Genomic DNA, 25,696 nt, shown 5'->3' with positions numbered 1-25,696 from the left:
ACATTGTTTTTTCAGAGATGATGATTTACCTGTGGACGTCTAATTTTTGAGGTTTTAGGTGTTTTTAGATCAGATAACGGCTGAAAAATTTCATGCGCTAATGGATAGTATTCTTGAGAGATTAATGGATGATGATTATCGCTCATGGGATTTTATCAATCGCTTATCTGAAAATGGATGGGTTCCGCCATTAGCTTTTGATTGTTACGATTATTTTCGATGTCCCTCATCGGAATTAACCGACACCGAAATCGAAATAGGGTTCATGGAGTTTTTCGAGTGTAATTTTGAAAGTATATTTTTAAAAATAATAAATCTTGAAGTGGAACAAAATCCTTTTATCCATCGAACGTTGTTAGAGATTTTTCAAGCATACAAACAAGAACTTTATCAGATCTGTATTCCTTCATTGTTCGCAGTTTTAGAAAGGTATTTGGTTGACCTTTCCAATGATGGCGATTTAAATAATATTAGATATGGCATGGGCTTGGCAAGAAAAGTTTGGGTTGAAAATGACAGGGATGATAAATTCATTGAAACTGATAACGAAATGCCTTATCAGTTTGTGCAGAGTTGTTATTTAATAAGAAAATTTTTAGATAAATACTTTATCAGTGTTGATTTTGAAACATTCAACTTATTAAATAGGCACGCATTTGCCCATGGAAGACAGCAATACTATGCCTCCCAAGTGGATGTCGTGAAATTGATTTTCATCATTACAAATATTATAAGTATGTATTACGAAATTGAATTCATTTATTCCGAGGAAAATAATAAATGACTAATTCAGTGGTGACGAATAAAAAAGGAAAAGGAATTTTTAAACGAGATGAATGGATCAAGGAATCCAAAAGTCTTTATTTGTCTGCAAAATTGCTACGTAGCCAAGGTGATGAGAGTAAAAAAGCATTCTCTAATGTAAACAAAACAGAAAAATATGCCTATGATTTAATTGATATTTCTGTCGCAACGGATAAAAGTAGCCGTCTTTTATTGGGATATGCTTTTGAATTGCTATTGAAATCAGCAGTGTTACTTATGAACTACGGCGCTACAAAAAATACAATCGCACAAAAATTCAAGTTCTATGGTCATGATTTGCAATCAATGATTCAGGATTTAGAGTTGTCTTTGTCTGATTACGATTTGAATCTATTGGGTCTTTTGTCTCAAGATATAGTACAGCAAGCCAGGTATCCGATAGGGGTGATAAAAGATGAACTTTACGTAAAAGCAATAAATGAAAGAAATGCTAACTTGGCAAATAATGGATTGTTTAATGAAATGATTTGTTTATATGATAAGCTAAAGGGAATAGTGGTTAAATTAGATAATGATGTGGAAAATTGTGCTCATTTCAATTCGTTAACGTTTAAAGATCTATCACTCTTCATGAGAGGTGGCGGAGGGATAAATGCACGTTGTATCGTAATTTATAATTCTGATTACCCTCAAGATAAAAAAACAAAATCATATTTAAAAAGTATTCTTGATCGAAAACCAAATGGTATAATGCGGTTATATACAGTCTATTGGGATGAATACAGATTTTTTGAAGATACAGGGAAGAAATTAATTCCGTTGAAAGATTGATTGGATTAAGTAGATAACAGTAATTGTCATGTTGTTTTACTTGAATATTATTTGTTAATTAATACGCTGACGTAATGTTAAGTGAAATGGTTTCCCTGACAATTTACCTCTCACGCGATTTGACACTCGAACACGTCACATACATATAAATGATATAGGAAAGGAGTTCATGGTTCATGGTTTGTTGAGTTAGTAGATACAATTTAAGGTTTAAGCGGAAGTATTATGACTTCTATGCGAAATAAAAATGTGTTGAAACTTCTAAAAGGGCAGCTGATGTTACCCTTTTGCTTTTGATATTATAGATAGGAAGTCTGAGCTAAATCTCCCAAATTGAAGAATATGCTTCGCCAGCCATTCTGTCTGTCCTGTCTAAAATAGTACTTTCATTCCAGTTTGATCCATATTCATGGTGAAATGCATGAATAAATTCTTCTGTAAGTTTAAATTCTGATGTTTCATAAACAGCTATCTTGTCATCAATAGATTTATTCCCGGCTTTTTCATTTGTTTCTTTAGATAATGGCAACAAATTACCAATCATTCCTATCTCTCGACATGTCCCTGAACTTTGGCTTTTTATATGCTCCAAGGTTATCTGATCTGGTTTAAAATCCATTGTATTGTGGCGAGACATTTCAAACTCGCCAAGTATATACTGAATTAATTTTTTCTGTTTGGTCTGTTCATTAGTAAATGTCACATCTCTAAACTTCTCAATGAAAATACTTATTTCAGGCTTCCTGTTAACCAGTATATCACATAACTGATCAATGGCTTTGCCATTGCTTTGTTTAGTTGAACTATCTACACTTATTAGTCTTGCAGCTTTAGAGTAGGCACCTTCAATACCTGATGGCCTGAGAGAACAAATGGCATTAAATACAAAGTGAAATCTTTCAACTATTCGTAATGCTTTTAATAAATCAGCATGTCGAACCTTGCCATTGTTATGAGCTTTTAATAATGCTAACAAGAATGGTCGACATTGGGTGATGCCAAAAAGACGTATAGCATTCAAGGAATGATAAATGGGCTTATCCTGCATCTGAGGAAATTCGCTCTCGTTCGGTGCAGAAATGAGAGCATATAGCTGAGCGTCTTCTCTGATTTCTTTTATGAACGATTTAGGCTCAATCTCACCCTTACGCCATTTCGATATAAATGACTTATATAGATTTTCACCACTCACATATGCGTATTTTGATACCCACCAGTGGCGAATGAAATTCTCAATAGTTCCAACGCCTTAACGTTGAGAGATTATAGTTCTTATTTGTCTCCAGTTATCTTTAGCTACATCGCTTGGATGATCTCCATTTAGGGATTTGAAAAGTTTGTTTTTTATCAAATCCACATAACTTAAATTCATACCTCTCGCATTTAATGTTTCGAATATGGTATAAGCTTCGTCCTCTTCACTTACCGTTATAAATATTATTTTCAGATAGCGTAGAACTTGATCGCGTATAGATTTTAAACATGCTTCATACTCATCATTGCTTTGGATTGAATTCGAGAAATGTTTGTTTAGCCGCTCTTGCGTAGCGAGAACACTTATTTCTTTATATGCGGCGAGAAGGTTTTTTTCTTCGGGCGTGTTGGGTGTTTCTTCTTCTTTGTTTAGATACTGTATGTTTCTTTGGAAATATGGTTTTGGTGTTTCATTTATTAACTTGAAAAACTTTTGTCCATCATCATCTTTGCCTTCTATATAATTTTCGAAAATGGCATTTGCGAGGTCTGGTTTCCCAATAAACAAAAATCGGTCACACAACACAGAGAGGAAAATTGTAATGGTAGTCAAGCGTTGTTGCCCGTCAACAATTTGCATTTCTTTACCTGTTTCATCACCTACAAGAACTAAAGAACCAATAAAATATTCATTGTTTTTATATTCTCCGTGTTCATTAGATTCAATGTTGGAAATGATATCATACCAAAGTTCATTAATTTGTTCTTTCATCCAGGAATATTCTCTTTGGAATCTTGGAACAACATATTTTCTATTGACTGAAAGTAATTCGGAAATGGTTCTGGTATACGCGTGTAGTTCCATGGAAACCTCGAGTTCAGTACGGTAATGTTATATTGGCTTTGATTAACGTTACTTCATATACGCGTTGTTTGTCACTCATTAATCACGGAGAATCAGGGGGATATACCATGATCTGCAACATTTGACCAAGTGTCTAACGCATCATGATACAATTGTGATGTGTGCCTCTTGGAGCGCGGTTGGTTGAACCTTTAAGCGCTAATTTTTTCTGTCCCTACTCTCTGAGGAGCCGGAATCTTCAAATATCAAAGAAGCTCAGATGTTTTAGTCGGTAGAAAGTTGCTTTGCTGATCTCTAACCTATCCTGAACTTCTGCTGGTGCTAAACCTTGCGCTAACAATTCTCGTACCTGTTCCATAGTTGCTTTGATAGGTCTGCCGCAATGCTTACCTTCAGACTGAGCACGCTTGATACCTGCTGCTCTACGCTCTGCGATCAGATCTTTTTCCAGGCTGGCAAGTCCTGCCATCATAGTGAGCATCGCTTTACCAACTGGCGTTGACAGGTCGAACCCTTCACGCAAGCTGACAACTTTCACGCCTTTCGTCTGCAACTTTTCCACGGTGGAAAGAACATCAATCGTGTTACGCCCCAGGCGGTCTATAGCAATCACGATCAATGTATCGCCTTCTCGTACATAACTGAGTAGTTCACCAAACCCTGGACGCTCTCCCGCCTTGATTGCACCACTCACCGCTTCATCACTGAACCAGCGAGTAACGCTATAACCAGCATCGGCAATCTGCTGCTTCTGGTTTTCAACGTTCTGGTCGCTGGTGGAAACTCGCACGTATCCGATCACAGTTGTCATGATGTTCTCTAAGTCTCAAAAGGTGGTATCAAAATAATAGCTGTCCCAAAATAAAAGATCAACCTTTTGAGACAAGGCGAAGCCGCATTCTGCCGTTGTGTTGGTGTGGTCTTATAAGGAGATGGTTTTGAGACTTGAAACGAGGAGTTGAATTCGTTTTGACGAGCGAAGATGAAAATGGCGTGATCACACACGCCAGTCGTTGCATGAGATGATTATTCTTTGAAGAACTGTGTGACTGCCCATCCACCATGACCACCTGGGGTAATGAAGAAAACAAACCCCTTATCGTCTACGTTCTGAATCTCAACTGTCATCGATTCTTTTAGGAGACGGCATTTACCGGAAGTGATGAGGCCCATCATACCCTGTTGGTCTTTGTCCTGGATGTAACTGATCATCTCGTAAAAGTCGGTCAGCTTCTTACAGTTAAATGTTCCTTCTTTTAGGGTGGCGGTATCTCCATGACTCAATGCATAAGCGTTCGGTATCACTGACAAAAATATGGCGGCTGCGAATAGTTTTTTCATTACCGCCCCTTATAGCTCAGAGCATTCGCTGAGGTTGTAAGTGCCTTTTCTACCGTCATCATTAACCAGATGCAGAACAAAAATGAGCGGGTTGCCGTCAATGAAAGACACGGCGACACTGCCGTTGTCGGTGCTATAGAGCTTGGCAATTTGCTTCTCCCCGATGTACGAGAGATCCCAGCTTGCGTTATTTAAACTGAAGTGCATCTGAGAACCATCAATTTCAATGCTGGATTGTGCTGTGACTGTCTTCCCATTGCTACCCAGTTGCCCTTGCTGAAGAGCTTCACATTGATAGGAGCTTGCATAAGTTGACAGAGGCAGCAGTAAGAGTGCAGCAAGAGTTATCCCCTTCATAGCGTTCCTTTTTTCGATTGGTGTTAGACATTCATCGGGAATCAGTATAAAACCATCAATTGATAAAAACGATCGGTTTATTATTTATCGATCGATAAAATTGATCAATGTTGAAACTATAATGTCTTGCACAGTTCTTCGCTATGGATGAGTCTTGATAGACGAAAGAGCATGCACAGGAGAAATGCAGTGAGAAGAGCACTGATAGTGATATTTGGGTTACTGGTTTCACAGATGGCAGCAGCAGGACAGATCACAATGACCGATCCCCAGCAGGATACGACCGAGAATGGTAAGACGCTTTGCACCTACGAAAACAGCATCTATCTGTTCACCTACGTTACCAAAGGAAAATGCCCGTATGCGAAGACGTTTGATACTGTAGATTCAGAGTGAAGGGGGCTTAAAATATAGGTTTGTTTAAATTTCCAAGTTAGGTGGAGTTGCTTAGCAAAAGAATCATGTTTTTTTCTTCGATTGTGCTGAAACCCTTATAGAATAAGGGGTGGAGGGATTTTCATCAATAGGTTAAAGCGCTGTAAGAGTGTTATAGACTGGTTAATATGAGTAGAATTAGCATAGATTAAACCTATTAATAATCATCATTTATTAGTTGATTATCGCTTGTAATTTAGTCAACTTTTCCGGCTCTATGGAGAGTTGTTTCATGGTGAGCACTGCGACCATGAAAAGTATGCTGCATGAGTAGCATGTAATGCGGAGCATGAAAGATATCAATTACAGGAGAGCAACCTTTGCACCAGAAGCGATTTTAAGGAGTGATTCTCCTGTAAAAGTAATCTGCTATGCTCGCATTGCTCACATAATGAACATTAAAACCAACAAAACCGCTAACTACTGTTTAAATAATAAACAGTTATTGATTCCATTTTATGTGCTCGTACAACTCGCCCATGCGTTAACTGTGCAAGATACGCTTAAAAAAATGAGTTTATGCAACCACTCCACACCGATAGTGTTCCATTGTAAGCCTTCACTTTTACCGAAGATGCAAATAACTCTAAAGAGACTTTAGACTTTTCTGCACCCTCTGTATCAGGTTACTTGTGCAAATGGCATAGCCATAAGATCGGCTTACTTGCATAATAAGCCGGAAATCTCATTGCTAACATTATCGGAGCTGCCGCCGCGTTAGCGACTTAATGGAGCAGGCGAGCGCCTCTTAACGCATCCATCGTTAGGGTAGTCGGCTGGGCGTAAGTAATGGAGCTACATAATGAAACGATGGTTTCAATGTCCTGGATGGTGATCTGATAGGTTCCAGTGCCGGGGTTGCCAATGTCCCGACAGATTATCCAGCCCGCATTTTCCAGATCGCCAATGACGGTAATCACTCGTTTTTGCGTCATACCGAGGTCACGGGCCGCACAACTTAGGTCGAACATCACACATCCGGCTATCTCGCTCTGTTGGCTTCTGAGGTATGCCCACATCTGTTTATGATCGGTGGTGAAAGTCAGCACCTTGGGGTGTCTGCTGCGTTTCTGTGGATGCGTTACTTCGGTGAAATACGGCACGAGACTATCAAACATCTGTTCGATGGTGTTCGTTACTTGCGTTGGGGTAGTGCTGGAGTGGGTGGTAAATGTCTCTGTGAAGAGTGCTTCAACTTCGGTTGGGGAAAGTCCCTGGTTATCTGTCATATTAATCCTCCTGTATGTTTTGTAGTCAATAAATCCTCATAGTTGAGTTGTTAACGTTCATTTTTTATTTGCTTATTTTTTTAAAAAGAAGCGTTCAAATAAAAGTTGGCAAAACTAACATTTATTTATGTTAAATGCAATCTCAAATCGTGCTTGTTTTATTAACGTGTTGAAAATGATCATAAAATAGTTGACTTTGCAACCGATTCGATGTACAATGAATAGTAGGTAGTTAACAATCGTTATAATAAGGAGGTACATGTACCAAACGAAAACTGATGTGCTCGAAGCTCTGCGTAGCGGAAAGCTCCTTCCCAAGATTTGCCAGCAATACTCCCACAACAAAAATCTCTCCGACGAACGACGCAAGATGTTCAGGGTGGCCTTGATCAGCTACCGCATTGAGCAGCTTCAAGAGAGTTTACGTAACGAGGAACAACCGAATGAACATCCGATTCACCGATGAAACCCACAAGGCGCTTGTTGAACGTGCCAACCGTGAAGACAAGTCAGCCGCTGCGCTGGTGAGTGAATTAATAACAGCAGTCCTAAACCGAGAGGAACCGAATGACCGAAAAGAAACCAGTAGTAAACTTCGTTAATGCGATTTGCGGCTCAGGAAAGAGCCACCGTCTGAAAGAGTACATCCTGAGCTTCAAGAACGAAGCTGTCCCAGAAAAGTTCTTAATCGTAGTACCAACCCACGCTTTAGCCGATCAGTTCAAGCAAGATCTGAATCATTTTAGAATCTCAAACCATCACATTTTCGTTGAAGGGGCGACTCTCAACCTGAAAAGTACTTTGGCTGATAGCTTCCAGATAAATGTTGTGATAACAACCCATGAATGTTTCACCAACTACTGCCACCTCGCTACGTTCAATCTTGAGATGCGTTCTCTACTGGCAGAACACAATGTGGTGATTGACGAGATCCCTGATGGCTGGTTTGGAGCAGAAGCAACGATCCGTCATGCTGACAGGACGGCAGAAAACTTCCCATTCCTGGAATGGCTGGAAGAACGAAACGGGCTTCTGTACCTGCGCGAAGAGCACTACGACAATCTGTACAAGTATTACCACGAGAAGCACGCTAACAGTGATAACTTGAAGAAGGTTCTTTACGTGGCGCTCGACGGTTGTGGTGTGATGCACACCGAATGTGATTCGTCATACAGCTTCTTTGCCTACACCTATAATCCGATACTGAAGGCCGCAACATGGGCGAAGAGCTTCACTGTGCTCGGCGCTGGCGTGAATCGCAGTGGGTTTGTCTGGATGGCAGAGAACGTCGCTCAGATGGCGGTTCAGGAAGCGGGTGAACACCTTCAGCCTGATCCCGAGAGACGCAAACATAAAAACGTGCCTGTAGATTCAATCTGTCAACGCAACACCCCTTTCAATTATCTCTTTAGGTGTTTTGAACTTCAGTGTCTTTCTCGGTCTGTTGTTTAGCTGAGCTGCAACCTGATCCAGCTCATATTGAGTATATTGGGCAAGGCATGTCTTTTTGGGAAAGTACTGTCGGATTAGCCCATTAGTGTTTTCGTTTGTTCCCCGCTGCCAGGGGCTCTGAGGATCGCAGAAGTAAACTTTAACTCCTGTGCTGCCAGTAAATTCCAGATGTCTGGCCAGCTCCATTCCTCTGTCCCATGTCAGTGATCGCCGGAGTTCAGGTGGTAAGCTCAGGAATTTATCGGTAAGAGCCTGATTCACTGATAAAGCGTCTTTGCCCCTGAGTCTCAGGATGATCGTATAACGTGATTTTCGGTCTACAAGTGTGGCTATATGGGAGTTTTTTGTACCCGAGACTAAATCGCCTTCCCAGTGTCCCAGAGAGCGTCTGTTATCGATATGCCGGGAACGTTCGTGGATTGGCGTTCCGTTCACTATGTTGATAGTGCCTCTTTCACCTTTGCGAGTATGGCGCCTGCCATGACGGAGGCTGTGCGATCGGCGCAGGTGCTGTACGTTCAGGTGGTGTAGCGCTTCACGACTACGAAAGTAAAGCGTCTTATAAATTGTCTCAGGTGATATTCGTAGTGTTTTTTGACGCGGCTTCGTTCGCCTTAACCATCCTGATATTTGCTCTGGGGACCACTTCATCTCAAGCTTTTCCAGAACAAGCTCTCGCAACGGCATATTCTGATCCAGTAAGCACGGTTTTGGTCTTTTAGCCATCCTGTTGGCCCGGTTATTCGCATCAACGGCTTTGTAATAGCGCCTACCACGATTACGCTGAACTTCACGTGAGATTGTTGAAGGGCTACGATTCAGCATTGTAGCGATGGCTCGAATGCTCATTTTAGCTGACAGACCGGCTCGTATTTCCTCGCGCTCAGACAGCGTCAGGTGAGCAACAGCTCGCTTGCGCTCATTGGGTTTTATGCCGCCAGTATCTCTTAACATCGTGAAGATGGTCCCTGGTTTCGAACCCAGGATATTAGCTATCTCACTGAAGCCTTTTCCGTTCTTCCACAGTTCAAAAACAGATGTTTTTTCCTTTGCTGTAAATGTTCGTCTCATTCAACAATCCTCCGCAACTACATGTTTTCACATGACTGTTGCGTTGACCAATTGAATCTACACCTATCAAAATCGTTGCTGTCCTCTCAGAAGATATCAAAAGAGCGGGGCAGTCAGAACTCGCTAATATCTTTAACAACCACTTGAGGGAAATACGCCAAATCGTCGGAAAGGATTTTATCTTTGCAACCAACAACGACAAAGCTATCTGCGATTTTAAGACCATTGGACTCACTGAACTTGGTGATCGCATGGGTGGTGTTGACGTTTCAATGTCCAGCTACGGGATAAACAGCTATCAGAGCATTCATTGTGCCGTGTTCCTCGGATGTGCAAATCTGGGCGATAAAGACCGTAAGCGATGGGCAGACTATTGCGAACGTATCGGTTGGGATTTTGAAACGGTGATGGAGAAGAAGCGGCAGGCAATGTATTTTGAACGGTGCTACCAGTTTCTTAGCCGAACATCCATTCGCAACACTGATACCGATCACCCTCTCGTGTTTGTCGTTCCCGACATGGCGGCAGCGGAATACCTCAAAAACCATTACTTCCCTGGCTCAACCATCGAATGCCTTGGAATCAAGAAAGCTGGAAAGCAGCATGAAACGCGTTTGAAGGTTCTGGAATACAAGGCGCAAGGACTAACTCAGAAAAAGGCTGCGGAAGAAATGGCGGTGTCTCTGAGGACGGTAGCAACCTACTGGAACCAGGACACTCGCGTATGATCACCGCGCTTTACTGGTATGTGCTGTTCCTGTTTATCTGGGGTGTAATCCGCACCTTTGAACGACGTAGAAAAACAGAACGCAAAACTGAATCTCGGAATCCATGAGATCTTGGGTTATGTCACAAAGGAGCTTAACGGCTCCTTTTTTTGTTTCTGTGGTGGGGTACAAACTGAGGTACAAGCTGGGGTACAGCGTGAAGAAGCGATAACCGGAAGGGCGGGCTTGCTTCAGCAAGCAACTTCCCCTAAGCTGGCAAAAAGTATAGAGATTCAATTTTCATGACTCGGGGTGCCCCATCGCTGATGGGCTGAGAAATACCCGTACCACCTGATCTGGATAATGCCAGCGTAGGGAAGTCTGACACTGCTCGTGTCCCTTCTTCGCGCGGGCAGGAGCTGAACCATGCAGCCTGACCTGCACAGCCGCGCACTCGCGGCTCACACCTTACACCAATTTAGAACGCTTTCCCCTCTCACACACTGCATGACCAACGAGGTCGTGCAAAGCTTTACGGCCAATACGTTGCTGGCGCTGGGCGCATCACCTGCAATGGTAATCGAGCCTGAGGAAGCCAGTCAGTTCGCGGCTATTGCCAGTGCATTACTGGTTAACGTCGGCACCTTAACCCGGGAACGGGCTACGGCGATGCGTGCCGCAGTTGAGCGGGCACAACTTGCTAAAACCCCGTGGACGCTCGATCCCGTTGCCGTGGGGGCGCTGGAGTTTCGTCGTCGCTTCTGTCTGGATTTGTTGGCGCTACAGCCTGCGGCTATCCGCGGCAACGCTTCGGAAATACTGGCTCTGGCGGGTATGAACGGCGGGGGACGCGGCGTGGATACGACCGATACGGCAGCCGCTGCGCTTCCTGCAGCGCAGGCACTGGCTCGTCAGGTTGGGACCATTGTCGTGGTTACCGGCGAAATTGACTATGTCACCGATGGTCAGCGTACCGTCTGCGTGAACGGGGGTGACCCGTTGATGACGCGCGTGGTGGGCACCGGATGCGCGCTGTCGGCGGTCGTTGCGGCCAGCTGCGCCCTGCACGGTGACCGGCTTGATAACGTCGCCTCCGCCTGTAGCTGGATGAAACAGGCCGGACAAATAGCCACTCAACAATCAACCGGACCGGGCAGTTTTGTCCCGGCATTTATCGACGCCCTCTATAACCTGAACGCGCAGGAGCAACTATGAAACGGATTAACGCATTAACCATTGCCGGAACCGATCCAAGCGGTGGCGCAGGTATTCAGGCCGATTTAAAAACGTTCTCGGCGCTTGGCGCTTACGGCTGCTCGGTTATCACGGCGTTGGTGGCGCAAAATACGCGCGGGGTGCAGTCGGTGTATCGCATTGAACCTGACTTTGTCGCCGCACAACTGGATTCCGTATTTAGTGATGTGCGTATCGACACCACTAAAATCGGTATGCTGGCGGAAACGGATATTGTTGAAGCGGTCGCCGAACGTTTGCGTCGCCATCGGGTGCAAAATGTCGTGCTGGATACCGTGATGCTGGCGAAAAGCGGCGATCCGTTGCTGTCTCCTTCGGCGGTTGAAACTCTGCGTACCCATTTGCTGCCGCAGGTTTCGATTATCACCCCAAATTTACCCGAAGCTGCGGCGCTGCTCGGGGCTCCCCATGCGCAGAGTGAGCAGGAGATGTTAGAACAGGGAAGGGCGCTGCGGGCGCTGGGCTGCGAGGCGGTGTTGATGAAAGGCGGTCATCTGGAGGATGTGCAAAGCCCCGACTGGCTCTTTACCCGTGATGGCGAGCAGCGTTTTACCGCGCCAAGGGTGATGACCAAAAATACCCACGGTACTGGCTGTACGCTATCGGCGGCGCTGGCGGCGCTGCGTCCGCGCCATGACAACTGGGCACAGACAGTGCAGGAAGCTAAGTTGTGGCTTTCAGCGGCATTGGCGCAGGCCGACACCCTGGAAGTCGGTGAGGGAATTGGTCCGGTGCATCATTTCCACGCGTGGTGGTAATGAGTATACTGGCTGCAGAAACGGCTGCAGGAAAAAGATAAATGGAACAAGCGCATACCCAGCTTATCGCGCAACTGAATGAACGCATTTCCGCGGCAGATAACACGCCGCTGTATATGAAATTTGCGCAAACGGTGAAAAACGCTGTGCGTAGCGGGATTCTGGAGCATGGAAACATCCTGCCCGGCGAGCGCGATCTCAGCCAGTTGACCGGCGTTTCGCGAATTACGGTTCGTAAGGCGATGCAGGCTTTGGAAGAAGAAGGCGTCGTGACGCGCGCCCGCGGTTACGGGACGCAAATCAATAACATCTTCGAGTATTCGCTAAAAGAAGCGCGTGGTTTTTCACAGCAGGTGGTGTTGCGCGGTAAAAAACCAGATACGCTGTGGGTTAACAAGCGGATTGTGCCTTGCCCGGAAGAGGTAGCGCAGCAGCTGGCTGTTGCCTCGGGGAGTGACGTCTTCTTGCTCAAGCGCATTCGCTACGTAGATGAAGATGCGGTTTCTATTGAAGAGTCATGGGTTCCTGCCCATCTAATCCATGACGTGGATGCCATCGGCGTTTCACTGTATGACTATTTTCGCAGCCAGCATATTTTCCCGCAGCGCACCCGCTCACGTGTCAGTGCCCGAATGCCTGACGCAGAGTTCCAGGCGCACATTCAAATGGACAGCAAAGTGCCGGTGCTGGTGATCAAGCAGGTAGCGCTTGACCAGCAGCAACGGCCCATTGAATACAGCATCAGCTATTGTCGAAGCGATCTATACGTGTTTGTGTGCGAGGAGTAACGCCTCGCGCGTAGGGGCGCAATCGCCCCCGCGATGCCCTACCACCCAGGACGCCACGGCGTTTCCAAGCAGTACCGCGTCAGCCAGCGACCAGCCAGACGCCAGTCCCGCCAGCATGCCGCCAGCGTGGCTGTCACCAGCGCCAATGGTATCAACGACCGCTGTCGCAAATGCCGGTATGCAACCGGAAGTTTGCGTGCTGAAATACCACGCACCGTCTTTATCGTGGCGTACCACCACCGGTGTGGCAAAACGTTGCACCCATTGTGCGCCAAAACCTTCTATATCCTGGCTTAATGCAAACCTCTCGGCGGCAATTTCCGCCTCCTGCCGATTGAGCGATACCAGTGGACGGCAGGCCATAATTCTTGCCAGTAAGGGCTCGGGAATGTCGCCGATGCGTGGGCCAAAATCGATAAACGGCGTCACTTCCTCCAGCCCTTCCAGCCAATGCACCAGCAACTCACCACACGGAGAGGCTAACTGATAGCCCGAGAGATAAACCAGGCTGTGACGTGGGATCTCCAGCTGTGCCAGCCAGTCAGCGTTCCACTGATTTTCGACGCCACTAAAGGACATAAAGGTACGTTCGCCATCCGGCTCGACCAGAGCCAGACACCAGCCGTTATCGCCTGCGGCGTTATCGATCAGGCTGTGCAGTCCCTCTTTTGCCATCCGGTTGCGGATAATATCGGCCCACACCCCCTGACCCAGCGGTAAAGCATTACTGGCGTCGATACCTAACCGCTTGAGTGCTACGGCGATATTGAGCGCGCAGCCGCCAACGTTCACCCCTTGCTGTTTGAGTTCAATGTCACATCCGCGCCAGGGAAGGGCATACGCATCGGCAATGACATCAATCACCGCCGCACCCACCACCGTAACGGGTCGCTGTGTGCGTAACTGCGGGAGAAGTTGTTGCAGACGCGTGGTGCTCATAGTGCCTCCCGCTGCTCGCGCAGTCGCATCAATCCACTGGCGTAGCGGATAAAGTCCAGCTGATTTACCGCATCGAGCTCATGTTTCAATGCCGGATTAATCGCACTTACGCCGTGGAGCGCGCCACAAATGGCAGTTGCCATCGCCCCGATGGTGTCGGTATCGCCCCCGAGGTTCGCGCACAGAATGGCGCAGCGGTTAGGATCGGTCTGCGCCAGCTCAACCATAGCGATGGCGCAAGGCACGGATTCTATGGTGCTGGTTCCGGCCCCCACAACTTGATACAACTGCTCGCAGGCAGACTCAATGCCGTCAGCGTTACGGACAATTTTCAGCGCCAGTTCAAGGCGTGCAGAGAGCGATGCGCTAAAGGTAGTGATCCTTTTTTGCTGCGCATGCCGGGCAATGGCTGGCAGCGCGTCGACAATCTCTGACCATTTTCCGCCATCGATAGCGCGTGATACCGCCCACGCGACCACCACTGCGCCAGCGATAGCCAAATCCGATTTATGTGTCGGGCTGGAGGCTAATGCCACATCATCGATAAAGGCATCGAGATCGCGCGCGGGGAGCAGGCATCCCAGCGGTGAAACGCGCATTGCCGCTCCGTTGGTAACGCCGTTATTTTCCAGTTCGGCGACAGGTTTGCCGTCGCGAATGGCTTTTAGCGCAATTTTTGAGGTCGGGCCGAGCACGTTTTTATTAAAAGCATCAAAACGTTCAGCCCAGCCCAGAATATTGCGGCCAATAACGTCGGGTACAATCTCTCCGTCGCACTCAAGCAGGGCATCAGCCAGACACAGCGCCATGGAGGTGTCATCAGTGAACTCCGCCTGGTTAAAATAGCAGGCGGCATTATTCTCCGCAGGGCCGGGTAAAAAACGGTCGATCCAACCGAAATGGGCTTTAACCCGGGTTCTTGGCCACAGTTCCGACGGCATACCCATCGCATCCCCTAACGCCTGCCCATAAAGAGCACCGAGAATACGTTCTGCTTTCATTTTACTTCCCCTTGTTTCAACGCTACATCGCGATCGTCCACCTTAATGGCGGTGATTTCTTTATCTGACTCGCGAAAGAAAATCATAAACATTACGGCAATGACGGCGATCATGACCGCGCCAAATCCCCACATGCCAGCCCAGTTAAAGGTAAGACCATTCACCGGTTCCTGATAAGCAAACATTTTTTCCATCATCACGCCGCCCAGACGATAACCGAGCAGGCTACCGAATCCCTGACAGCAGAGGGTGATAAGCCCTTGCGCCGCGGTGCGCATATGTACGGGCGCTTTTTTATCGACATAAATGTAGGCTGTGACGTAGTAGAAGTCGTAACTGACGCCGTGCAGCAGAATGCCGAGAAACAGCAGAGCGTAAGTGAAATATTCTTCCGCGCCGCCGTAAACAAAAAATCCGTAGCGGATAGCCGCAGTAATAAGACCAAGCAGCAATACCTTTTTAATGCCAAAGCGTTTGGTGAAAAACGGTAGCGCCAGCATAAAGAAGATTTCAGAGAACTGGCCCAGCGTCATCCAGCCGGTGGCGTTTTTCATCCCGACTTCTGTCAGATAACCGTTGGCGAAGATGTAATAGAACGCCAGCGGCATCGCGAACAGAAAAGAGCAAAAGAAAAAGACGAGGAAGTTCTTATCCCGCAGCAGGATCAGCGCATCCAGACCCAGCATGACCTTGAAATCCATTTTGCCGGTACTTTTCGGCGGCGTATCCGGTAAAAAGAACGCAAAGACGCCTAACAGAGCGGAGCTTCCGGCAGTGATAAGCAGAGGAATATTGGTAGGGGAGATGTCACTATAGCCAAGCATTTGCGGTAAGAAACCGCAGGCCAAACCAGAGGCGATCCAGCCAATGGTCCCCATCACACGGATGCGCGGGAAATCACGCTCAACATCACTGACGTTGGCAAAAGCGATACTGTTGGTCAGCGCAATCGTCGGCATATAGGTCAACGAATAGGCCAGTAACAGCGGGAAAAATCCGCTGAAGGTGGTTTGCTGGGCGGCGAAGTACATCAAAATAGCGCCGACGAACATCAGCACCGCCAGCACTTTTTGCGCGGAGAAAAAACGGTCAGTGACAGAACCGACCAGGATGGGCGACAGGATCGCAGCAATCGCGGTACAGGCGTAGGACCAGCCGATCTCCCCGGCGCTAAAGCCACTTTTACTCAGCCACAGCCACAGCGGTACAAACCAGGCGCCCCAGATAAACCACTCTACAAACATCATGAACGACAGCTTAACTGTAGTTTTCATCTTTAAATCCTTCATGACAGGTAAGGTACGCACTGATAGTACCATTCGATAATACCTTTAAAATACCTTTGAGGTCTAAATTTGACCGCCTTAACATTATTTCTTCCTGAATCGAGCCAGCAGAAGTTGCTGAAAAGTGCGCTAAAGATGGAAAAAAAACGCAGTCGGTACCAGGCTTATTGCTGCCCGCAACAAAGCGGGTCAGGACAATCCACATTCCGGTTTCAAATCGGAACTTACGGGAGCATAGCTATGACTGATATTGCGCAGTTGCTTGGCAAAGATGCCGACAACCTTTTACAGCATCGTTGTATGACCATTCCTTCTGACCAACTTTACCTGCCTGGACATGATTACGTCGATCGCGTGATGGTGGATAACAACCGTCCGCCAGCGGTGCTGCGTAATATGCAAACGCTGTATAACACGGGCCGACTGGCTGGGACAGGTTATCTGTCAATTCTACCGGTGGATCAGGGCGTGGAACACTCCGCGGGGGCATCGTTTGCGGCTAACCCGCTGTACTTTGATCCGAAGAATATTGTGGAACTGGCTATCGAAGCAGGGTGTAACTGCGTGGCATCGACCTATGGCGTGCTGGCTTCCGTCTCCCGTCGCTACGCGCACCGCATTCCGTTTCTTGTAAAAATTAACCACAACGAAACGCTGAGCTACCCCAATACGTTTGATCAGACGCTGTATGCCAGCGTAGAACAGGCATTCAATATGGGTGCGGTTGCGGTAGGGGCAACCATCTATTTCGGTTCAGAGGAGTCCCGTCGCCAGATTGAAGAGATTTCTGCGGCGTTCGAGCGTGCTCATGAACTGGGCATGGTCACCGTGCTGTGGGCGTATCTGCGTAACTCCGCGTTTAAAAAAGATGGCGTGGATTACCATGTTTCCGCCGATCTCACCGGGCAGGCTAACCATCTGGCAGCCACTATCGGGGCGGATATCGTTAAGCAGAAAATGGCGGAAAATAACGGCGGGTATAAAGCAGTCAACTTTGGCTACACTGACGATCGCGTTTACAGCAAGCTGACCAGCGACAACCCAATTGACCTGGTGCGTTATCAGCTGGCGAACTGCTATATGGGGCGCGCCGGATTAATTAACTCTGGCGGTGCGGCTGGCGGCGAAACCGATCTGAGCGATGCGGTACGTACGGCGGTGATTAACAAACGTGCTGGCGGCATGGGGCTGATTCTTGGACGAAAAGCATTCAAGAAAACCATGGCTGACGGCGTTAAGCTGATTAACGCCGTGCAGGATGTTTATCTGGACAGCAAAGTCACCATTGCCTGATTCCAGTTGGGGTGTCGTCGTGTTAACGCAGTAGCGGACAACCCGGCGGCAGTCTGCAACGTAGCGCTGCGGGCAGGATTTCAATATGAAATTCTTGTCCGCTAAGCGGTTCGCCATCGAGATTAAACGTAATTTCGTGCGGGGCGCGGATATCAAACCACGATGATGCGCCTTCGATGATGTTAGGGTTGTCTTCGGATTGCGTGAGCGCCGAAAGCAGCCCTGGCAGCAGCTCTTCGCCGGTAAAAATACGCAGTTGCAGCAGACCATCGTTGATCAGCGCCGTTGGGCAAAGCTGTTGCCCACCACCGGCCTGACGGCCATTACCGATACCAATGACCAGCGCCTTACCCTGCCAGTGAAAATCTTCCCCACGAATGTCGCAGATGTCGGGTTTGAGCGTATCCATGCGCATTAATCCGTGAATAAAGTACGATACGCCACCTAATGCGGCCTTGAGTTTTTCTGGCGTCTCGCTGGTGATGCGTGTGCCGAAGCCGCCGGTCGCCATATTGATAAAACAGGTTTTATCATTGACCTGAACCATATCGATATCAGTCGCATTTCCGGCGATAGCCAGTTTTAACGCCTTATCAAGGGCGTCGGGTATGCCTACGCTGGTTGCAAAATCATTCGCCGTTCCCAACGGTAAAATACCGAGCGCCGGGATATTGCCGCCCTGCGACTGGATCAGCGCCGTCGAGACTTCGTTAATTGTGCCGTCGCCGCCGCCGGCAATCACCGTTGCAACGCCTAACTGGCGAGCTTCATCAACGTAGCGTTGTGCGTCGCCTTTTTCCCAGGTAACGCGAACATGGATTTCCACGCCTTCATCGCGTAGCTCTGCAATGACATCACGCAGGGGGAGATTATCAGCACTTTTTCCGTTGAGGATCAGTAAACTGGCAGGGAACGCTATCATCCGTTTGCCTCACTTTTTTTCGTTTTAACAAGTGTACGCCAGGAATGGGTTTATGGCGTAAGAACTGACTGAAAGCGAAGGCGAAGAGATAAAAAAAGCCGCAGAATGCGGCTTTTCAGATTGGGCAGACGTTACTGTGGGAACCACTGATCGCTGATTTTTTGGTACGTGCCGTCAGCTTTGATTGCGGCCAGCGCGCTATTCAGTTTTTCCAGCAGGGCTTTGTTATCCGGGCGAACCGCAATGCCAAGACCAGTACCGAAGTATTGTGGGTCGGTCACTTTGTCAGTGGCTACACCTAACTGCGGGTTGGTTTTCAGCCACTCGTTAACCACGGCGGTATCGCCAAATACGCCATCAATACGACCATTTTTCAGGTCGATAATCGCATTCTGATAGCTGTCGTAGGCCACGGTTTTCACTTCAGGGTGTTTGTCCTGCAGGTATTTCTGGTGCGTGGTACCGTTTTCCATGCCAATGCGTTTCCCTTTCAGGTCGGCAAAGGTTTTATAGGTGTCTTTTTTCGCAATCACCAGCGCGGAGTTTGCATAGTAAGGCTGAGTAAATGCCACCTGCTTGCTACGCTCAGGCGTGATGTCCATTCCGGAAATCACCGCATCATATTTTTTGAATTTCAGCGCGGGAATCAAGCTATCAAAAGCATGATTGGTGAAAGTACAGTCAGCCTGCATTTGTTTGCACAGTGCCGTTGCCAGGTCGATGTCAAAACCGACAATTTTATTGCTTGCATCCAGTGACTCAAATGGCGGGTAAGTCGCGGATACACCGAAACTAATTTTATCAGCAGTTGAGGCGCCAGCGGCGAAAGTAGCAAGTAATGCGGCCAGTACTAACTTTTTCATGGTGGAACTCCCGTCTGTCAATCTTATGATTATTTACCGTGTCTGCGGCGTGAATTAACAATGCCATTTAATGAATTTATATGCAATAAAAATGATTAACTATTTTTTCTGGTATAAAAAAAGACGGACAATTTAGGTTGTTGTCCGTCTTTTTTATTTTGGCTTTATGCATATTCACCGGAGAGTGTACAACGGAAGATGAATCGTAGCCTGATAAGCGTAGCGCCATCAGACATAAAAACCGATTTAATTCCGGTGTTCAAACGCCAGCGCTTTACGTTCGATCAAGCGCATCATCAGCGTCAGCAAACCGTTGACGATCAGGTAAATCACACCCGCCGCGCCGAAAACCATGACGTCATAAGTGCGACCGTACAGCAGCTGACTATAGCCCATGACTTCCATCAGCGTGATGGTGTATGCCAGTGAGGTACTTTTAAACACCAGCACCACTTCGTTGGAATACGAGGAGAGGGCGCGTTTAAAGGCGTACGGCAACAGAATCGCCAGCGTATCCTTCTTACTCATCCCCAACGCTCCACAGGACTGCCACTGGCCTTCCGGGATTGCGCGGATAGCACCGTAGAACAGTTGAGTGGTATAAGCCGCACTGTTTAACGATAGCGCAATTAAGGCGCACAGCCACGGTTCAGAGAGCAGGTGCCACAGTACCGGATACTCCTGTAGCGTCGGGAACTGCCCTGGCCCGTAGTAGATCAGGAAGATTTGCACCAGCAGCGGAGTACCGGTAAACAACGTGATATAGGCGCGAACCAACCAGACCACAATCGGCGTTTTTAGCGTCAGGATGACGGTGAAAACCAGCGCCAGCACCAGAGCAACCACGATGGAGGCGACCGTCAGCGTCAGGCTGGTATGCAGCCCTTTTAACAATTCAGGTAAATACTCAAGCATCAGCCTGGTCTCCGCTCAAATCGTGTCGCGCGCAGGTCAATGCGTTTGAGAATGTACTGACTCACCAGCGTAATCACCAGGTAAATAGCCGCCGCCACAATGTACCAGGTAAACGGCTCCTGGGTACGGGTGGCAATGCTTTTGGTTTGCAGCATCAGATCGTTCACGCTGATAAGGCTGACCAGCGCGGTATCTTTCAGCAATACCAGCCACTGGTTACCCAGTCCCGGCAGAGCGTGGCGCCACATCTGCGGCATCACCAGGCGGAAGAAGATCGCGGCTTTAGACAAACCCAACGCCTGACCTGATTCCCATTGTCCGAGTGGTACGGCCTTCAGCGCGCCACGCAGCGTTTGCGACGCGTAAGCCGCATACAGCAATGACAGCGCAATCACACCGCACAGGAACGGGCTGACGTCAAAGTTTTCGATCTGCATCTGAACCGGGATTTGTACAAACCCGAGATTGATCGTAAAGCCATCGGCCAGCGTCAGCAGCAGCTGTGAAGAGCCGAAATAGATGAACAGAACCACCAGAATTTCCGGCAGACCACGCAGGATGGTGACCAGAGCTGAACCCGTCCATGCCACTGGACGCCATTTTACTGACTCCCAGACGGCAAAAAACATGGCGAGCGCGAGGCCAATAATCAGCGCACAAACGGCAAGGCCGACGGTCATCCCGGCGGCGCTTGCTAAAGGAAAAAATTCATTCATCAAGTATTACTTCTGGAACCATTTGTTGTAGATGGTCTCGTAAGTCCCATCTTTCTTCACTTTTTCCAGCGCAGCGTTAAATTTCTGCTGCAGCTCGGTATTGCCCTGGCGCACAGCGATGCCCAGACCCGTACCGAAGTAATCTTTATCCGTCACTTTGTCGCCAACAGCGGCCAGCTTTGGATTGTCTTTCAGCCATTCGGTCACCACTGCGGTATCACCAAATACGCCGTCAATACGACCATTTTGCAGATCGAGTTTGGCATTCTGGTAGCTGTCATACGGTACGGTGGTCACTTCCGGATGTTTATCCATGATGAATTTCTGGTGCGTAGTACCGTTTTGTACACCGACTTTTTTGCCTTTCAACTGGTCAATGCTGGTGTATTTACCCTGTTGACCAACAAACAGGGCAGAGTTGTCGTAATACGGGGTGGTGAACAGAACCTGTTTTTCACGCTCTGGCGTGATGTCCATACCGGCCATCACCGCGTCAAAACGACGGAATTTCAGGCTCGGGATCAGGCTGTCGAAGGCCTGATTGGTGAAGGTACAGGTCGCGTCAATCTCTTTACACAGCGCATTCGCCAGATCAACGTCAAACCCTACGATTTTGTTATTCGCATCAATAGATTCAAACGGAGGATAAGACGCTTCGGTGGCGAAACGGATGGTTTGGGCTGCGGTAGCGGAAAGGCTAAAACCTGCGATTAGCGCGGCAATCAGAACTTTTTTCATTGTATTGTCCCGAATCTTAGTGAGAGAGATAGTTTTTAAACGCTTCGGTTTGCGGGTTGGCAAAGCAGCTCGCATCCCCAAACTCGACGATATGACCGTTTTCCATATACACCACACGGCTGGCCGTTTTACGTGCAACTTCCACTTCGTGGGTGACGATCACCTGAGTAATGTTAGTTTCCGCCAGTTCACGAATGATGCTGACGATTTGGGCAGTAATTTCCGGATCAAGCGCTGCGGTAGGTTCATCAAACAGCAGCACCTGCGGCTCCATCATCAACGCACGGGCAATGGCCACACGCTGTTGCTGGCCACCGGAGAGATGCAGTGGGTAGCGATCGCTGTACGGCTTCAGGCGCAGACGTTCCAGCAATTTTTCGGCACGCGCCAGCGCTTGATCTTTTGTCAGACCCAGTACGCGGCAGGGCGCTTCAATCAGATTCTGCACAACCGTGAGATGCGGCCAAAGGTTGTATTGCTGGAAGACCATGCCCACGTTCTGACGCAGCTCCCGAATGGCTTTGTCTGATGGGGTCTTCGTGAAGTCGAAACGGTTTCCCGCAATAGAGAGTGTGCCCGAGCGCGGCATCTCAAGCAGGTTGAGTACGCGCAGCAGCGAGCTTTTCCCGGCTCCACTTGGGCCAAGTAACACCAGTGTTTCACCCTGAGGGCAATCCAGCGTGATATCGAACAGCGCCTGATGTGCGCCGTAGAAGCAGTTAATGCCGTTTAATTGAATACTCATTGACACTCGATACTGGCAGTCTGATAGCTATTGAAGCCGCAGATACTACCTTTGACAGAATAGTTATGCAATATTTATGCGTTAAAAGTTAAATGCAAACCGCATTCTTATCTAAACATAGCACAAAATAGCGGGGCCACCAGTGGGCAAGAATAATTGTCGGCATTCTATGCAGAATGCCAGACAATTTATGGGGGTTATGATTCAGGCGGGTGAATGGGGCGGTTAGCGGTTTTCGACAGACTGGCGCAGCGTCCCGGCTGGCGCGTGTACGCTGCCGCCCAGATAGCGGACATCGTCAATTACCCAGCACTGGCCTTCGCGGATCATCAGCACTTCATCACGCCAGCTTTGGTCACCCTGTTTAAGCTCTACGCGCAGCGGAATGTTGCGTGCATCACTATTCGGAATGGTCGATGCGCTGGCGACGCTGGCACTGTCCGGTAACGTAGCGCGACTAGAGAACGGATCGCTGTTAAACAGATCGCGATGCGCGTTATCACGGCTGGCATCGTTCAGCAGTTTCGCCAGGTTGTCGCTGAGGTACGGACGAAGGGGAGTAATGTCATTGTTTCGGTGCTGAATACGGTAATCATAGAATTGTTGAGCCACGCTGTCTGGCCCGCCTTCTACGCAAGAGCCGCTACGCGTGCCGTTATCTTTGTAGGCCGGCGTTACGGTAGTACAGGCGCTGAGAAGTAGTGCACATGGAACCAGCAGAGAGAGTTTCGAGTAGCGCATAATGATTTCCTTATTAGCTTTCTACTATTAGTGTTCTACGTTGATTTACATGTCATACTTCAAGTTGCTTGTGCGTTGGCTACGTGCGTTCACCCCAGTCACATAGTTATCTATGCTCCTGGGGATTCACTCTCTTGCCGCCTTCCTGCAACTCGAATTATTTTGTGTAAAGAATATATCCTTTCAATGATAGTGGATCGGTTCGATAATGCTTTTGAGATCGTGCTTTTAGCGCAAAAAGGAGATTAACCATGCAGTTTTCGACTACCCCTACGCTGGAAGGGCAGAGCATCGTGGAATACTGCGGTGTTGTGACTGGCGAAGCCATTTTAGGCGCGAATATCTTCCGCGATTTCTTCGCCGGCATTCGCGATATCGTCGGCGGTCGCTCCGGCGCGTATGAAAAAGAGCTGCGTAAAGCGCGTGAAATTGCTTTTCAGGAGCTTGGTGAACAGGCAAAAGCGCTCGGTGCTGATGCGGTAGTCGGTATCGATATCGATTACGAAACCGTGGGCAAAGACGGTAGCATGCTGATGGTGAGCGTCAGCGGCACCGCGGTGAAAACTCGCCGATGAAGCGTTTGTTGTCTCTGCTGGCATTAACACTGCTGCTGGTAGGATGTGCTGGCGAAAAAGGGATTGTCGACAAAGACGGGTATCAGTTAGATACCCGTCGTCAGGCACAGGCTGCTTACCCGCGCATTAAAGTGCTGGTTATCCATTACACGGCCGATGATTTCGACTCTTCTCTGGCTACGCTGACCGATAAAAACGTCAGCTCGCACTATCTGATCCCGGCAGTGCCGCCGCTCTACCACGGCAAACCGCGTATCTGGCAACTGGTAGCGGAAAAAGATCTGGCCTGGCATGCGGGGATTAGCTTCTGGCGCGGCGCTACGCGAATTAACGATACCTCGATCGGCATTGAGCTGGAAAACCGCGGCTGGCAAAAATCGGCGGGCAGCAAGTATTTTGCGCCGTTTGAACCCGCGCAAATTCAGGCGTTAATCCCCTTGGCGAAAGATATTATTGCCCGTTATGACATAAAACCGCAGAACGTGGTGGCCCATGCGGATGTCGCACCGCAGCGCAAGGACGATCCAGGTCCACTGTTTCCATGGGAAGAACTGGCTGCGCAAGGAATTGGCGCGTGGCCGGATGCTCAGCGGGTGGCGTTTTATCTTGCCGGGCGAGCGCCCGATGCACCGGTAGAAACCTCATCATTGCTCGATCTGCTGTCGCGCTATGGTTATGAGGTAAAACCTGAAATGACGCCGCGTGAACAGCGGCGGGTGATTATGGCCTTCCAGATGCACTTCCGCCCGACCTTGTGGAACGGCGTGGCGGATGCAGAAACTCAGGCGATTGCCGAAGCGTTACTGGAGAAATACGGGCAGGGTTAACGCGGCAGCTTGCCGTGGTCACGCAGCCAGGCCGCGGTACGCTCAATCCCTTCATCCAGCGTCACAACGGGCTGATAACCTAATTCTTCCTGAGCGCGGGTGGTATCCAGCGTAAAGTCAAAATTCAGCTTCGAGACGCCGTAATGCGTAAGCTTTGGCTCTTTCGCCGATTTATTGCCTAACCGCTCCATGCTGCGGGCAATCATGTCCAGCATCGGGTAGGGCACGGAGCGGATACGACAATCAATATTTAGCTCGTCGATGAGTTTCTGCACAATACTGCGCAGGGTGCGATGCTCGCCGTTGGTAATGTTGTACGCGCGACCCGACGGCAGATTATCGCAGGCTTGCTGACTTGCCAGCCACATCGCGTGCACCGCATTCTCGTAGTAGGTCATATCCACCAGCGCACTTCCGCCGTGCGGCAACAGAATGCTGCCGTAGTGGTACATCATATGGGCCAGGCGCGGGATAAAGACTTTATCGTGTGGTCCGAACAAGCTTTGCGGACGCAATACCGTAAAACGGGTCTGCGGGTTGGCCTGTGTCAGCAACGCAATCACATCTTCGCCAGCCGCTTTACTGCGGGCGAATTCATTGGCGAAGCGTTGGGGGCGGAAGTCCTCTTTGATATCGCGATGGTGGTGATAATCAAAATAGAGCGACGGTGATGAGATATGAATGAAGTTACGAACGCCCCAGGCCACGGCCCACTCGCCCAGACGGCGGGTTGCGCGAACGTTGGCCAGATCGAAGGCTTCCTGAGTTCCCCATGGTGAGGTAAAACTGGAGCAGTGCCACAGCGTATCGATACCGGCGAGCATCACTTTTGCCTGCGAAGAGACCAGCTCGGTCAAATCGGCATGCACAAACTCTGCGCCCATTTTCTCCAGCAGCTTGCCCATCGCTTCGTTGCGACCGGTAGCTCTGACGCTGACGCCTTTGTTGCATAAAAACTCAACCGCGTTTCGGCCTAAGCCGCTGGTGGCTCCGGTAACCAGTACCTTCATATCAATCCACTGTGTTTAAAAAACGTCGTGCGCATTCTTCCGTGAATTTCGTCTGTATGCAATGGGAAACATGAAAGA

The 25,696-nt window shown here is 48.5% G+C and carries 30 protein-coding genes and 1 riboswitch; of the genes, 12 read left to right on the top strand and 18 right to left on the bottom strand.

Going from position 1 to position 25,696, the window contains the following annotated elements; genetic code table 11:
* The first annotated feature begins 58 nt into the window (after positions 1–58).
* Together GPJ68_RS15985 and GPJ68_RS15980 are read left to right on the top strand one after the other, a co-directional pair.
* The gene (locus GPJ68_RS15985; RefSeq protein ID WP_180836858.1) at positions 59–784 is read left to right on the top strand and encodes a hypothetical protein; all 726 of its coding nucleotides are present in this window, start codon (positions 59–61) and stop codon (positions 782–784) included.
* Positions 781–1,596: a hypothetical protein gene (locus tag GPJ68_RS15980; protein ID WP_180836856.1), complete on the top strand. Its 816-nt coding sequence runs from the start codon at positions 781–783 to the stop codon at positions 1,594–1,596. The genes GPJ68_RS15985 and GPJ68_RS15980 overlap by 4 nt, the downstream gene beginning before the upstream one ends.
* A gap of 319 nt (positions 1,597–1,915) precedes the next feature.
* On the opposite strand, the gene GPJ68_RS15975 is transcribed toward GPJ68_RS15980, so the two are convergent.
* The 5 genes from GPJ68_RS15975 to GPJ68_RS15955 all read right to left on the bottom strand — a co-directional run bounded on the left by GPJ68_RS15975 (position 1,916) and on the right by GPJ68_RS15955 (position 5,353).
* Positions 1,916–2,788 (bottom strand): HNH endonuclease family protein, encoded by an 873-nt coding sequence (locus GPJ68_RS15975; protein WP_180836854.1) that lies wholly within the window; start codon positions 2,786–2,788, stop codon positions 1,916–1,918.
* A gap of 57 nt (positions 2,789–2,845) precedes the next feature.
* Positions 2,846–3,655: a DUF262 domain-containing protein gene (locus GPJ68_RS15970; RefSeq protein ID WP_180836852.1), complete on the bottom strand. Its 810-nt coding sequence runs from the start codon at positions 3,653–3,655 to the stop codon at positions 2,846–2,848.
* Positions 3,656–3,893: 238 nt separating this feature from the next.
* Positions 3,894–4,466 carry a recombinase family protein gene (locus tag GPJ68_RS15965; RefSeq protein ID WP_180836850.1) on the bottom strand — a complete coding sequence of 191 codons (573 nt, stop codon included), beginning with the start codon at positions 4,464–4,466 and terminating at the stop codon, positions 3,894–3,896.
* A 215-nt stretch (positions 4,467–4,681) separates the two neighbouring features.
* A complete protein-coding gene (locus tag GPJ68_RS15960; RefSeq protein ID WP_180836848.1) occupies positions 4,682–4,996 on the bottom strand; it encodes a hypothetical protein in 315 nt (104 codons plus the stop codon).
* A gap of 9 nt (positions 4,997–5,005) precedes the next feature.
* The gene (locus GPJ68_RS15955; protein WP_008324549.1) at positions 5,006–5,353 is read right to left on the bottom strand and encodes a hypothetical protein; all 348 of its coding nucleotides are present in this window, start codon (positions 5,351–5,353) and stop codon (positions 5,006–5,008) included.
* Between the two features lie 189 nt (positions 5,354–5,542).
* Between GPJ68_RS15955 and GPJ68_RS15950 the strand changes: the two genes are divergently transcribed.
* A complete protein-coding gene (locus GPJ68_RS15950; RefSeq protein WP_077265752.1) occupies positions 5,543–5,749 on the top strand; it encodes a hypothetical protein in 207 nt (68 codons plus the stop codon).
* Between the two features lie 764 nt (positions 5,750–6,513).
* Here the strand turns inward: GPJ68_RS15950 and GPJ68_RS15945 are convergent.
* Complete coding sequence (locus tag GPJ68_RS15945) at positions 6,514–7,017, bottom strand: hypothetical protein (RefSeq protein ID WP_008324552.1); 504 nt, start codon at positions 7,015–7,017, stop codon at positions 6,514–6,516.
* Positions 7,018–7,276: 259 nt separating this feature from the next.
* Here GPJ68_RS15945 and GPJ68_RS15940 point away from each other — a divergent pair, with 259 nt between their 5' ends.
* Together GPJ68_RS15940 and GPJ68_RS25235 are read left to right on the top strand one after the other, a co-directional pair.
* Positions 7,277–7,483 carry a hypothetical protein gene (locus tag GPJ68_RS15940; RefSeq protein WP_008324553.1) on the top strand — a complete coding sequence of 69 codons (207 nt, stop codon included), beginning with the start codon at positions 7,277–7,279 and terminating at the stop codon, positions 7,481–7,483.
* A 101-nt stretch (positions 7,484–7,584) separates the two neighbouring features.
* The gene (locus GPJ68_RS25235; RefSeq protein ID WP_255489306.1) at positions 7,585–8,469 is read left to right on the top strand and encodes a DEAD/DEAH box helicase family protein; all 885 of its coding nucleotides are present in this window, start codon (positions 7,585–7,587) and stop codon (positions 8,467–8,469) included.
* On the opposite strand, the gene GPJ68_RS15930 is transcribed toward GPJ68_RS25235, so the two are convergent.
* Positions 8,389–9,540 (bottom strand): IS30-like element IS30H family transposase, encoded by a 1,152-nt coding sequence (locus GPJ68_RS15930; RefSeq protein WP_001254955.1) that lies wholly within the window; start codon positions 9,538–9,540, stop codon positions 8,389–8,391. The genes GPJ68_RS25235 and GPJ68_RS15930 overlap by 81 nt on opposite strands.
* 251 nt (positions 9,541–9,791) lie before the next feature.
* On the opposite strand from GPJ68_RS15930, the gene GPJ68_RS15925 reads away from it, so the two are divergent.
* The 4 genes from GPJ68_RS15925 (at position 9,792) to GPJ68_RS15910 (ending at position 13,047) form a co-directional block, all read left to right on the top strand.
* Complete coding sequence (locus GPJ68_RS15925) at positions 9,792–10,268, top strand: helix-turn-helix domain-containing protein (protein WP_180836846.1); 477 nt, start codon at positions 9,792–9,794, stop codon at positions 10,266–10,268.
* Between the two features lie 277 nt (positions 10,269–10,545).
* Positions 10,546–10,642: riboswitch (TPP riboswitch) on the top strand.
* Positions 10,643–10,673: 31 nt separating this feature from the next.
* Positions 10,674–11,462 carry a hydroxyethylthiazole kinase gene (thiM, locus tag GPJ68_RS15920; protein ID WP_104651454.1) on the top strand — a complete coding sequence of 263 codons (789 nt, stop codon included), beginning with the start codon at positions 10,674–10,676 and terminating at the stop codon, positions 11,460–11,462.
* Positions 11,459–12,259 carry a bifunctional hydroxymethylpyrimidine kinase/phosphomethylpyrimidine kinase gene (thiD, locus tag GPJ68_RS15915; RefSeq protein WP_104651455.1) on the top strand — a complete coding sequence of 267 codons (801 nt, stop codon included), beginning with the start codon at positions 11,459–11,461 and terminating at the stop codon, positions 12,257–12,259. Before thiM ends, thiD begins: the two co-directional genes overlap by 4 nt.
* A gap of 41 nt (positions 12,260–12,300) precedes the next feature.
* On the top strand, positions 12,301–13,047 hold the full coding sequence (locus GPJ68_RS15910) for a GntR family transcriptional regulator (protein WP_104651456.1): 747 nt from the start codon (positions 12,301–12,303) through the stop codon (positions 13,045–13,047).
* Here GPJ68_RS15910 and GPJ68_RS15905 read toward each other — a convergent pair.
* The 3 genes from GPJ68_RS15905 to GPJ68_RS15895 are packed head-to-tail and all read right to left on the bottom strand — an operon-like array spanning position 13,021 to position 16,261.
* Complete coding sequence (locus GPJ68_RS15905; protein WP_104651457.1) at positions 13,021–13,986, bottom strand: PfkB family carbohydrate kinase; 966 nt, start codon at positions 13,984–13,986, stop codon at positions 13,021–13,023. The two genes, GPJ68_RS15910 and GPJ68_RS15905, sit on opposite strands and share 27 nt — an antisense overlap.
* Positions 13,983–14,987, bottom strand: a complete 1,005-nt coding sequence (locus GPJ68_RS15900) for an ADP-ribosylglycohydrolase family protein (protein ID WP_049281967.1) — start codon at positions 14,985–14,987, stop codon at positions 13,983–13,985. Before GPJ68_RS15900 ends, GPJ68_RS15905 begins: the two co-directional genes overlap by 4 nt.
* Entirely contained in the window at positions 14,984–16,261 is a 1,278-nt protein-coding gene (locus tag GPJ68_RS15895; protein WP_016153674.1) for a nucleoside permease, read from the bottom strand. Before GPJ68_RS15895 ends, GPJ68_RS15900 begins: the two co-directional genes overlap by 4 nt.
* A 252-nt stretch (positions 16,262–16,513) precedes the next feature.
* Here GPJ68_RS15895 and fbaB point away from each other — a divergent pair, with 252 nt between their 5' ends.
* Positions 16,514–17,566, top strand: a complete 1,053-nt coding sequence (gene fbaB / locus GPJ68_RS15890) for a class I fructose-bisphosphate aldolase (protein WP_016153672.1) — start codon at positions 16,514–16,516, stop codon at positions 17,564–17,566.
* A 22-nt stretch (positions 17,567–17,588) separates the two neighbouring features.
* On the opposite strand, the gene yegS is transcribed toward fbaB, so the two are convergent.
* From yegS to GPJ68_RS15855, 7 genes are all read right to left on the bottom strand, one after another.
* Complete coding sequence (yegS, locus tag GPJ68_RS15885; protein ID WP_046275436.1) at positions 17,589–18,488, bottom strand: lipid kinase YegS; 900 nt, start codon at positions 18,486–18,488, stop codon at positions 17,589–17,591.
* A gap of 131 nt (positions 18,489–18,619) precedes the next feature.
* Positions 18,620–19,351 (bottom strand): arginine ABC transporter substrate-binding protein ArtJ, encoded by a 732-nt coding sequence (artJ, locus tag GPJ68_RS15880; RefSeq protein ID WP_049042452.1) that lies wholly within the window; start codon positions 19,349–19,351, stop codon positions 18,620–18,622.
* Between the two features lie 246 nt (positions 19,352–19,597).
* Entirely contained in the window at positions 19,598–20,266 is a 669-nt protein-coding gene (gene artM, locus GPJ68_RS15875) for an arginine ABC transporter permease ArtM (RefSeq protein WP_016153669.1), read from the bottom strand.
* On the bottom strand, positions 20,266–20,982 hold the full coding sequence (gene artQ / locus GPJ68_RS15870; protein ID WP_016153668.1) for an arginine ABC transporter permease ArtQ: 717 nt from the start codon (positions 20,980–20,982) through the stop codon (positions 20,266–20,268). Before artQ ends, artM begins: the two co-directional genes overlap by 1 nt.
* Before the next feature lie 6 nt (positions 20,983–20,988).
* Positions 20,989–21,720 (bottom strand): arginine ABC transporter substrate-binding protein ArtI, encoded by a 732-nt coding sequence (gene artI, locus GPJ68_RS15865; protein ID WP_003027298.1) that lies wholly within the window; start codon positions 21,718–21,720, stop codon positions 20,989–20,991.
* 16 nt (positions 21,721–21,736) lie between these two features.
* Positions 21,737–22,465: an arginine ABC transporter ATP-binding protein ArtP gene (gene artP / locus GPJ68_RS15860; RefSeq protein ID WP_016156950.1), complete on the bottom strand. Its 729-nt coding sequence runs from the start codon at positions 22,463–22,465 to the stop codon at positions 21,737–21,739.
* A 225-nt stretch (positions 22,466–22,690) separates the two neighbouring features.
* Positions 22,691–23,206: a lipoprotein gene (locus GPJ68_RS15855; RefSeq protein WP_019077200.1), complete on the bottom strand. Its 516-nt coding sequence runs from the start codon at positions 23,204–23,206 to the stop codon at positions 22,691–22,693.
* Positions 23,207–23,457: 251 nt separating this feature from the next.
* Between GPJ68_RS15855 and GPJ68_RS15850 the strand changes: the two genes are divergently transcribed.
* Both GPJ68_RS15850 and GPJ68_RS15845 read left to right on the top strand, forming a co-directional pair.
* Entirely contained in the window at positions 23,458–23,781 is a 324-nt protein-coding gene (locus GPJ68_RS15850; RefSeq protein ID WP_001160725.1) for a heavy metal-binding domain-containing protein, read from the top strand.
* Complete coding sequence (locus tag GPJ68_RS15845) at positions 23,778–24,608, top strand: N-acetylmuramoyl-L-alanine amidase (RefSeq protein ID WP_065554093.1); 831 nt, start codon at positions 23,778–23,780, stop codon at positions 24,606–24,608. Before GPJ68_RS15850 ends, GPJ68_RS15845 begins: the two co-directional genes overlap by 4 nt.
* Here GPJ68_RS15845 and GPJ68_RS15840 read toward each other — a convergent pair.
* A complete protein-coding gene (locus GPJ68_RS15840) occupies positions 24,605–25,618 on the bottom strand; it encodes an NAD(P)-dependent oxidoreductase (RefSeq protein ID WP_104651459.1) in 1,014 nt (337 codons plus the stop codon). The genes GPJ68_RS15845 and GPJ68_RS15840 overlap by 4 nt on opposite strands.
* Positions 25,619–25,696: the final 78 nt, after the last annotated feature.

The sequence above is a fragment of the Citrobacter sp. 172116965 genome (assembly GCF_013458095.1).
In the GTDB taxonomy this organism is placed as follows: Bacteria; Pseudomonadota; Gammaproteobacteria; order Enterobacterales; family Enterobacteriaceae; genus Citrobacter; species Citrobacter braakii.
The sequence above is the reverse complement of the archived record's forward strand: the minus strand, read 5'-3'. Positions and strand labels throughout refer to the sequence as shown.

Coding starts and splice junctions, on each gene's coding strand:
- GPJ68_RS15980 (WP_180836856.1), top strand. CDS start 781: ATGACTAATTCAGTGGTGACGAATAAAAAAGGAAAAGGAATTTTTAAA.
- GPJ68_RS15970 (WP_180836852.1), bottom strand. CDS start 3,655: ATGGAACTACACGCGTATACCAGAACCATTTCCGAATTACTTTCAGTC.
- GPJ68_RS15965 (WP_180836850.1), bottom strand. CDS start 4,466: ATGACAACTGTGATCGGATACGTGCGAGTTTCCACCAGCGACCAGAAC.
- GPJ68_RS15960 (WP_180836848.1), bottom strand. CDS start 4,996: ATGAAAAAACTATTCGCAGCCGCCATATTTTTGTCAGTGATACCGAAC.
- GPJ68_RS15955 (WP_008324549.1), bottom strand. CDS start 5,353: ATGAAGGGGATAACTCTTGCTGCACTCTTACTGCTGCCTCTGTCAACT.
- GPJ68_RS15945 (WP_008324552.1), bottom strand. CDS start 7,017: ATGACAGATAACCAGGGACTTTCCCCAACCGAAGTTGAAGCACTCTTC.
- GPJ68_RS15940 (WP_008324553.1), top strand. CDS start 7,277: ATGTACCAAACGAAAACTGATGTGCTCGAAGCTCTGCGTAGCGGAAAG.
- GPJ68_RS25235 (WP_255489306.1), top strand. CDS start 7,585: ATGACCGAAAAGAAACCAGTAGTAAACTTCGTTAATGCGATTTGCGGC.
- GPJ68_RS15930 (WP_001254955.1), bottom strand. CDS start 9,540: ATGAGACGAACATTTACAGCAAAGGAAAAAACATCTGTTTTTGAACTG.
- GPJ68_RS15925 (WP_180836846.1), top strand. CDS start 9,792: ATGGGTGGTGTTGACGTTTCAATGTCCAGCTACGGGATAAACAGCTAT.
- thiM (WP_104651454.1), top strand. CDS start 10,674: ATGCAGCCTGACCTGCACAGCCGCGCACTCGCGGCTCACACCTTACAC.
- thiD (WP_104651455.1), top strand. CDS start 11,459: ATGAAACGGATTAACGCATTAACCATTGCCGGAACCGATCCAAGCGGT.
- GPJ68_RS15910 (WP_104651456.1), top strand. CDS start 12,301: ATGGAACAAGCGCATACCCAGCTTATCGCGCAACTGAATGAACGCATT.
- GPJ68_RS15905 (WP_104651457.1), bottom strand. CDS start 13,986: ATGAGCACCACGCGTCTGCAACAACTTCTCCCGCAGTTACGCACACAG.
- GPJ68_RS15900 (WP_049281967.1), bottom strand. CDS start 14,987: ATGAAAGCAGAACGTATTCTCGGTGCTCTTTATGGGCAGGCGTTAGGG.
- GPJ68_RS15895 (WP_016153674.1), bottom strand. CDS start 16,261: ATGAAAACTACAGTTAAGCTGTCGTTCATGATGTTTGTAGAGTGGTTT.
- fbaB (WP_016153672.1), top strand. CDS start 16,514: ATGACTGATATTGCGCAGTTGCTTGGCAAAGATGCCGACAACCTTTTA.
- yegS (WP_046275436.1), bottom strand. CDS start 18,488: ATGATAGCGTTCCCTGCCAGTTTACTGATCCTCAACGGAAAAAGTGCT.
- artJ (WP_049042452.1), bottom strand. CDS start 19,351: ATGAAAAAGTTAGTACTGGCCGCATTACTTGCTACTTTCGCCGCTGGC.
- artM (WP_016153669.1), bottom strand. CDS start 20,266: ATGCTTGAGTATTTACCTGAATTGTTAAAAGGGCTGCATACCAGCCTG.
- artQ (WP_016153668.1), bottom strand. CDS start 20,982: ATGAATGAATTTTTTCCTTTAGCAAGCGCCGCCGGGATGACCGTCGGC.
- artI (WP_003027298.1), bottom strand. CDS start 21,720: ATGAAAAAAGTTCTGATTGCCGCGCTAATCGCAGGTTTTAGCCTTTCC.
- artP (WP_016156950.1), bottom strand. CDS start 22,465: ATGAGTATTCAATTAAACGGCATTAACTGCTTCTACGGCGCACATCAG.
- GPJ68_RS15855 (WP_019077200.1), bottom strand. CDS start 23,206: ATGCGCTACTCGAAACTCTCTCTGCTGGTTCCATGTGCACTACTTCTC.
- GPJ68_RS15850 (WP_001160725.1), top strand. CDS start 23,458: ATGCAGTTTTCGACTACCCCTACGCTGGAAGGGCAGAGCATCGTGGAA.
- GPJ68_RS15845 (WP_065554093.1), top strand. CDS start 23,778: ATGAAGCGTTTGTTGTCTCTGCTGGCATTAACACTGCTGCTGGTAGGA.
- GPJ68_RS15840 (WP_104651459.1), bottom strand. CDS start 25,618: ATGAAGGTACTGGTTACCGGAGCCACCAGCGGCTTAGGCCGAAACGCG.